Origin of the sequence: Enterobacter sp. CGMCC 5087 (assembly GCF_003144775.1) — a bacterium.
Classification (GTDB): domain Bacteria; phylum Pseudomonadota; class Gammaproteobacteria; order Enterobacterales; family Enterobacteriaceae; genus Enterobacter; species Enterobacter cloacae_M.
In genome coordinates this window covers 1-6,876 of sequence record NZ_QFXN01000065.1, presented here as the reverse complement: position 1 = coordinate 6,876, position 6,876 = coordinate 1, and the positions used below count along the sequence as shown (strand labels likewise).

Below are 6,876 nucleotides of genomic sequence, written 5' to 3'. Positions count from 1 at the left end.
ACCTGAGAGCCTTCGAGCAGGCGCGGAGAGGCGCCGTTGCAGAGCTTCACCAGTACCGCCATAAACAGCATGCCGACCGGTGCGGGCAGGCCAATCAGCTTGTGGCCGAGCATGCCCAGCATGTAGAGCAGCACCGCCAGCAGCGCGCCGGAGGCGATAGTGGTGACGTCCGCTTTGCCGGAAAACGCAGGCTGAGAGACCGTAGCATCGGCATTCGCGCGGTTAGGCATCAGCTGGCCTTCACCGGTCAGGTGCGGGAAGCGTTTACCGAGCTGGTTCAGGCAGCCGGAGATGATGATTGCGGTCAGACCGCCGAGCATTACCATCGGCAGCACGCGACCGAGCGCCACGCCCTGGTCCATGTGCAGCAGGGTGGCATAGCCAATGGAAAGCGGGATTGCCCCTTCCCCGACGCCGCCCGCCATAATCGGCAGAATGATAAAGAAGAAGATCTGGAATGGCTCAAGACCCAGCGCCAGGCCCACGCCCATCCCCACCAGCATGCCGACAACTTCACCGCACAGCATCGGGAAGAAGATGCGCAGGAAGCCCTGAATCAGCACCGTGCGGTTCATGCTCATGATGCTGCCGACGATAATGCAGCAGATGTAGAGATAGAGAATGTTGGTGGATTTGTAGAATTTGGTGGTGGACTCGACCACCACGTCCGGCAGCAGGCCATAATAGACCAGCGCGGAAGGGATAAAGGTGGCGCAAATCGCCGCCGCACCGAGCTTGCCGACAATCGGCAGGCGTTTGCCAAACTCGCCGCAGGCAAAGCCGAAGAAGGCCAGCGTCGCCACCATCACCACGATATCGCTCGGCAGTTTTCCGCCCAGGCAATCAATCGCGATCAGCGCGCCCGCCAGAACGAACAGCGGCAGAGGAATAATCCCGATTTTCCAGGTATCCATAATATGCCACCAGCGCTCTTTAAGCGAAGGCCGCTGAATTTCAATCGGGTCGTGGGTAACAGAGAAAGAATCGTCAGTTGTGCTCATAATAAGCCCCTTGGTTATTTTGTGCGTTCAGCTTAGAGTCAAAAAGGCTTACTTTATGTGAGGAATGACATATTAAAAGCGAAGTTTTAATGGCAGCTATGGTTTTAATGGTTTCTTTTATTTAATGTGATTTATGCCTTATTTATGGTCGTGGTTTTTATGGTTTCTTTTCTGAATTGAACAAACAAATAACATTTATTCGTGCAGCCAGAGGCCACCCGTCTTTGGGATGATGCTTTTACAACGCCCGCTGTGCAAGGGATCACAAGTTTTCGGCAAAGCGGACGTCCGCGCGAAAAAAGATGATATATTGGCGATCTTTGTCGCTACCTTGCGTGAGAGTTATGAAAGTCTCTTTCCAGATAAAGCTGTTTATTTCGCTGGTTGCCTTTTTCTCAGTGCTTTTTGCGTTACTGGGCGGATATTATTATGCCGATGTCGGGAAACAGCTTTATCAGGAAATGAGCACGCGCGCCAAAATACAGGCTGAAGAGATTGCACTTATTCCAACATTGCGACATGAAGTTGAACAAAAGAATATCATCGCCATCCATGATTTTATGCAGAAGATTTCTGCGCACAGTGACGCCAGCTTTATTGTGATTGGCGATAATAAGGGCCAGCATCTTTTTCACTCCGTCTTCGCCGACAGAGTGGGCACCACGCTGGTAGGCGGTGACAACGAAGCCGTATTGCAGGGTAAAAGCACCACCACCATCCGCAAAGGCGGGTTGGGCATTTCGCTGCGCAGTAAGGCCCCCATCTTCAACGCTGCCGGACAGGTGGTCGGCATTGTTTCGGTCGGCTATCTCACCAGCTACCTGGACACCATTACCGTCAGTAAAGTGGTCAATATCCTGATTGCCGCGGTGCTGCTGCTGATTGCTCTCTTTATCTTCTCCTGGTTCTTTACCCGCAGTATTAAGAAGCAGATCTTCTCCCTCGAGCCGCGCGAGATCGGCCTGCTGGTGCGCCAGCAGAAGGCGTTGATGGAGTCTATTTATGAAGGCGTAATTGCCATTGACGATCAAAGGCGGATTGAAGTCATCAACCAGGCGGCGCGCAAGCTGCTGGGGCTGAGCCAGCCGGCCCGTGAGCTGCGCGGGCAGCTGATAAGCCAGGTGATCGATCCGGTCCCGTTCTTCGACACGCAGACGATGCTGGCGAAAGATACCCATGATGAGATTTGCCGTTTTAACGATCTGACGGTGATTGCCAGCCGGGTCCACATCATGCTTGAGGGGTCGCTGCAGGGCTGGGTGATCACCTTCCGCGATCGCAACGAGATCGACTCGCTGAGCGCCCAGCTCAGCCAGGTAAAACGCTATGTTGATAACCTGCGCATTATGCGCCACGAGCAGTTAAACAGGATGACCACCCTCTCCGGCCTGCTGCATATGGGCCGCTACGAGGAAGCCATTGGCTACATTCAGGCGCAGTCGGAACATGCCCAGGAGCTGCTGGACTTTATCTCTTCGCGCTTCAGTTCACCGACCCTGTGCGGCCTGCTGCTGGGGAAAGCCGCCCGCGCGCGGGAGAAAGGCGTCGAGCTGTGTTTCGACCCGGGCTGTCGGCTGGACAGACCGTTCCTGCCCCTTGGTGAGCAAGAGCTGATTTCAATTATTGGCAACCTGCTGGATAACGCCATCGAAGCGACACAGCGGTCGCCGCTTCCCCACGCGCCGGTAGAAGTGCTGATAAAGCTCAGCGAACATGAGCTGATTATTGAAGTGGCCGACCAGGGCGTTGGCATTACACCGGCGATCCGTGACCGGATTTTTGAACGCGGCATCACCACCAAAACGCGCGGCGATCATGGGATTGGCCTGTATCTGATCGAAAGCTACGTCACACAGGCTGGCGGCGCGATAGAAGTTGCCGACAATACCCCGCGCGGCGCCATTTTCTCCTTGTTTATCCCGGCCACGGGAACCGCCCGGCAACTGGAAGACACCGACTATGCAACATGAACTTATCGACGTACTGATTGTTGAAGACGAGAACGAACTGGCGCAACTGCACGCGGAGCTGATAGACAAACACCCGCGTCTGAGGCTGGTAGGCATTGCCTCGTCGCTGGCTGCGGCCCAGGCAGAGCTTGAAAGCAGACAGCCGCAGCTGATGCTGCTGGATAACTACCTGCCGGACGGCAAAGGTATCTCGCTTATCAATAACCCCATGCTGGCCCGCGCCAACTGCTCGGTGATTTTTATTACTGCCGCCAGCGATATGGACACCTGCAGCCAGGCGATTCGCAACGGCGCGTTCGACTACATCCTCAAGCCCGTCTCCTGGAAGCGGCTCAGCCAGTCGCTGGAGCGCTTCGTGCAGTTTGCCGAACAACAGCGGGTCTGGAAGATTGTCGACCAGCAGAACGTGGATTCGCTGTATCAGCTTCAGGCAAAAAATTACCGCCAGGACAACGGCAGCAAGGGCATTGAGGAAAATACGCTGGCGCGGGTGCAGTCGCTGTTTAACGACAAGGCAACGCACTGCTTTACCGTGGATGAGGTGGTGAGCGAGACGGGATTGAGTAAAACCACCACCCGTCGCTATCTGGAGCACTGCGTGGAGACGGGGTTTCTCAGCGTGGAGATGCTGTACGGGAAGATCGGGCATCCGAGGAGGATGTACAAGCGTAGTGCGGTTTAACTCCCCTCACCCCGGCCCTCTCCCCAAAGGGGCGAGGGTGAAAAGACGGCTCCGTGCAATCCCCTCTCCCCTTTGGGGAGAGGGTTAGGGTGAGGGGGTCTACTTCAACACATACCCATACAGCCGCTTAATCCCGTCGGCATCCTTCTCGCTGTAAACCCCCTGCAGCTCCGGCGAGAAGCCCGGCAGCAGGTTGATGCCCTCCTCCAGCGCGAGGAAGTAACGCTGTACCGCCCCGCCCCAGACCTCACCCGGCACCACGCACAGTACGCCCGGCGGATAGGGCAGCGCCCCTTCGGCAGCAATGCGCCCTGCGGCATCCCGTATGCGAACCAGCTCCACCTCACCGCGAATATACGCCCGGTTTGCATCCTGCGGGTTCATCGCCACCTCAGGCAGGCTCTCCTTGCGGAACATCGCCTTCTGCAGATCCTTCACGTCAAAGCTGACGTAAAGATCGTGCATCTCCTGACACAGCTGGCGGAGGGTGTAATCCCGGTAGCGCACCGGGTATTTCTGGAAGATCGTCGGCAGCACGTCCGCCAGCGGCGTGTCGTCTTCAATATGCTGTTCGAACTGGCCCAGCATCGCAACCAGCTGCGCCAGCTTCTCGCTGCTTTCGGCAGGCGTTAGCAGGAACAGGATCGAGTTGAGGTCGCATTTCTCCGGCACGATGCCGTTTTCGCGCAGGTAGTGCGCCAGAATCGTCGCCGGGATCCCGAAATCCGTGTACTCCCCGGTTTCGGCATCGATACCCGGCGTGGTCAGCAGGAGCTTGCACGGGTCGACAAAGTACTGCTCGCGGGCATAGCCCTCAAACCCGTGCCATTTGGCCCCCGGCTCAAAGCTGAAGAAGCGCAGCTCGCTGGCAATGGCGTGCGTCGGATGATCCTGCCACGGCCGCCCCGCCACCACCGGCGGGATAAACGGTTTGATCATATGACAGTTGGCAATGATTGCCTTGCGCGCCTCAATCCCCAGCTCGACGCACTCCGCCCACAGCCTGCGTCCGCTTTCCCCTTCGTGGATCTTGGCATTCACATCCAGCGCGGCGAACAGCGGGTAAAACGGGCTGGTGGAGGCATGCAGCATAAACGCATTGTTCAGCCGCTTGTGCGGGCAGAAGCGCGCCTGGCCGCGGATGTGGTTATCCTTTTTATGGATCTGCGACGTTTGCGAGAACCCGGCCTGCTGTTTGTGCACCGACTGGGTCACGAAAATCCCCGGATCGTTCTCGTTCAATTCCAGCAAGAGCGGGGACGTTTCCGCCATCATTGGAATAAACTGCTCGTAGCCCACCCAGGCGGAGTCAAAGAGGATGTAGTCACACAGATGACCGATCTTGTCGATCACCTGGCGGGCGTTGTAGATCGTCCCGTCGTAGGTGCCAAGCTGAATGATCGCCAGGCGGAACGGACGCGCCTCGTCGGCCTTTTCCGGCGCCGCCTCGCGGATAAGATCCCGCAGATAGGCATCGTCAAAGCAGTGGTCGTCAATTCCGCCAATAAAGCCAAACGGGTTACGCGCCGCCTCAAGATAAACCGGCGTGGCGCCCGCCTGGATCAGCGCCCCGTGGTGGTTGGATTTATGGTTATTGCGGTCGAACAGCACCAGGTCGCCGCGGGTCAGCAGCGCGTTGGTCACCACCTTATTGGCCGCTGAGGTGCCGTTCAGCACGAAGTAGGTTTTATCTGCGTTGAACACTTTTGCCGCGAACTTTTGCGCGTGTTTGGCGGACCCTTCGTGGATCAGCAGATCGCCCAGCTTCACGTCGGCATTGCACATGTCGGCGCGAAATACGTTCTCACCGAAGAAATCATAGAACTGCCGCCCTGCCGGGTGTTTTTTGAAAAAGGCGCCGTGCTGGTGTCCTGGACAGGCGAAAGTGCTGTTGCCCATCTCCACATACTGGCTCAGGGTGTCAAAAAAGGGCGGCAGCAGGTTCTCTTCGTAGCGGCTGGCAGCGCTCTCCAGCTCCAGAAACTCCTGAGCTTTACCCGAGATAACCGCGGTGGCGCCGTCAGGTACCTCCGTTGGCTCCTGCGAGAAAATAAACACCGGTAAATGAAAGCCCGTGCGTTTCAGCAATGCAAGGATGCCGCTGCGACTCTCTGTCGTCGTCATGACGACGGCTGCCACATCGGTGAAATCCGTGCTGTCCAGCGTCACCTTTTCGCGGTGCGTAGACACAGTTGAGAGCAGCTCGCGGCTGACGGCAATTTTCATGGTTTTCATAGGCGCAGTTACCCTCACCGGGCGGTGAGACAGAGAGGAGAAAATTCGCGCAATAATGTCACCTTTTATTTTGAGGTGCAAGAAGGAATCAGTATGCACGAAATCAACCAAAGCTAAGGCCCACGAAGCCCTGCCGTGCCATAATAATGCAATATCAATGATTAAATAACAGGAGTTAACTTTGGTTATCGGGCCATTTATTAACGCAGGAGCCGTATTGCTGGGCGGCGTACTCGGCGCCGTGCTGAGCCAGCGGTTGCCGGAGCGTATTCGCACCTCCATGCCGTCGATATTCGGCCTGGCATCGTTAGGGATCGGTATTCTGTTGGTGGTCAAATGCGCCAACCTGCCGGTGATGGTGCTGGCCACCCTGCTCGGCGCGCTGATTGGCGAATTCTGCTATCTGGAAAAAGGCATCAACAGCGCGGTGAGTAAAGCCAAAAACCTGATTGCCCGACCGGGCGGCAAGGCGAAACACGGCACGCACGAGACGTTTATTCAGAACTATGTCGCCATCATCATTCTGTTTTGCGCCAGCGGCACCGGGATTTTCGGTTCAATGCAGGAAGGGATGACCGGCGACCCAAGCATATTGATTGCAAAAGCGTTTCTTGATTTCTTCACCGCCACTATTTTTGCCACCACGCTCGGCATTGCCGTGGCGGCGATTTGCATCCCGATGCTGCTTATCCAGCTGGCTCTGGCTACCTGCGCCACGCTAATTCTTCCGCTAACCACGCCCGCAATGATGGCAGACTTTACCGCCGTCGGCGGCCTGCTGCTGCTGGCTACCGGGCTGCGCATCTGTGGGATTAAGATGTTTGCCGTGGTGAACATGCTGCCCGCACTGCTGCTCGCCATGCCGCTCTCCGCGCTCTGGACGCACTTTTTCGCTTAAGGATGCGGCGAAATGGTGAGAGATTGCGCAGTCTGTAACGAAAACAACATTTTTCGTTGACGCCACGGGGCAGATCGGGTTTAATGCGCC

General features: G+C 56.6%; 5 protein-coding genes. 3 read left to right on the top strand and 2 right to left on the bottom strand.

What is annotated here, in order from left to right; all coding sequences use genetic code 11:
* Positions 1–1,001: 2-hydroxycarboxylate transporter family protein (locus DEO48_RS05460; protein WP_109844581.1), on the bottom strand; the 1,001-nt coding region annotated here is incomplete at its 3' end.
* A 344-nt stretch (positions 1,002–1,345) separates the two neighbouring features.
* Here DEO48_RS05460 and DEO48_RS05455 point away from each other — a divergent pair.
* Both DEO48_RS05455 and DEO48_RS05450 read left to right on the top strand, forming a co-directional pair.
* Complete coding sequence (locus tag DEO48_RS05455; protein WP_109844580.1) at positions 1,346–2,971, top strand: sensor histidine kinase; 1,626 nt, start codon at positions 1,346–1,348, stop codon at positions 2,969–2,971.
* A complete protein-coding gene (locus tag DEO48_RS05450) occupies positions 2,961–3,653 on the top strand; it encodes a response regulator (protein ID WP_109844579.1) in 693 nt (230 codons plus the stop codon). Before DEO48_RS05455 ends, DEO48_RS05450 begins: the two co-directional genes overlap by 11 nt.
* Positions 3,654–3,752: 99 nt before the next feature.
* Here DEO48_RS05450 and DEO48_RS05445 read toward each other — a convergent pair whose 3' ends face one another.
* Complete coding sequence (locus DEO48_RS05445; protein ID WP_109844578.1) at positions 3,753–5,888, bottom strand: ornithine decarboxylase; 2,136 nt, start codon at positions 5,886–5,888, stop codon at positions 3,753–3,755.
* Positions 5,889–6,069: 181 nt separating this feature from the next.
* Between DEO48_RS05445 and DEO48_RS05440 the strand changes: the two genes are divergently transcribed.
* Positions 6,070–6,786, top strand: coding sequence for a DUF554 domain-containing protein (locus DEO48_RS05440; RefSeq protein ID WP_109844577.1), 717 nt, complete (start codon positions 6,070–6,072; stop codon positions 6,784–6,786).
* Positions 6,787–6,876 lie beyond the last annotated feature (90 nt).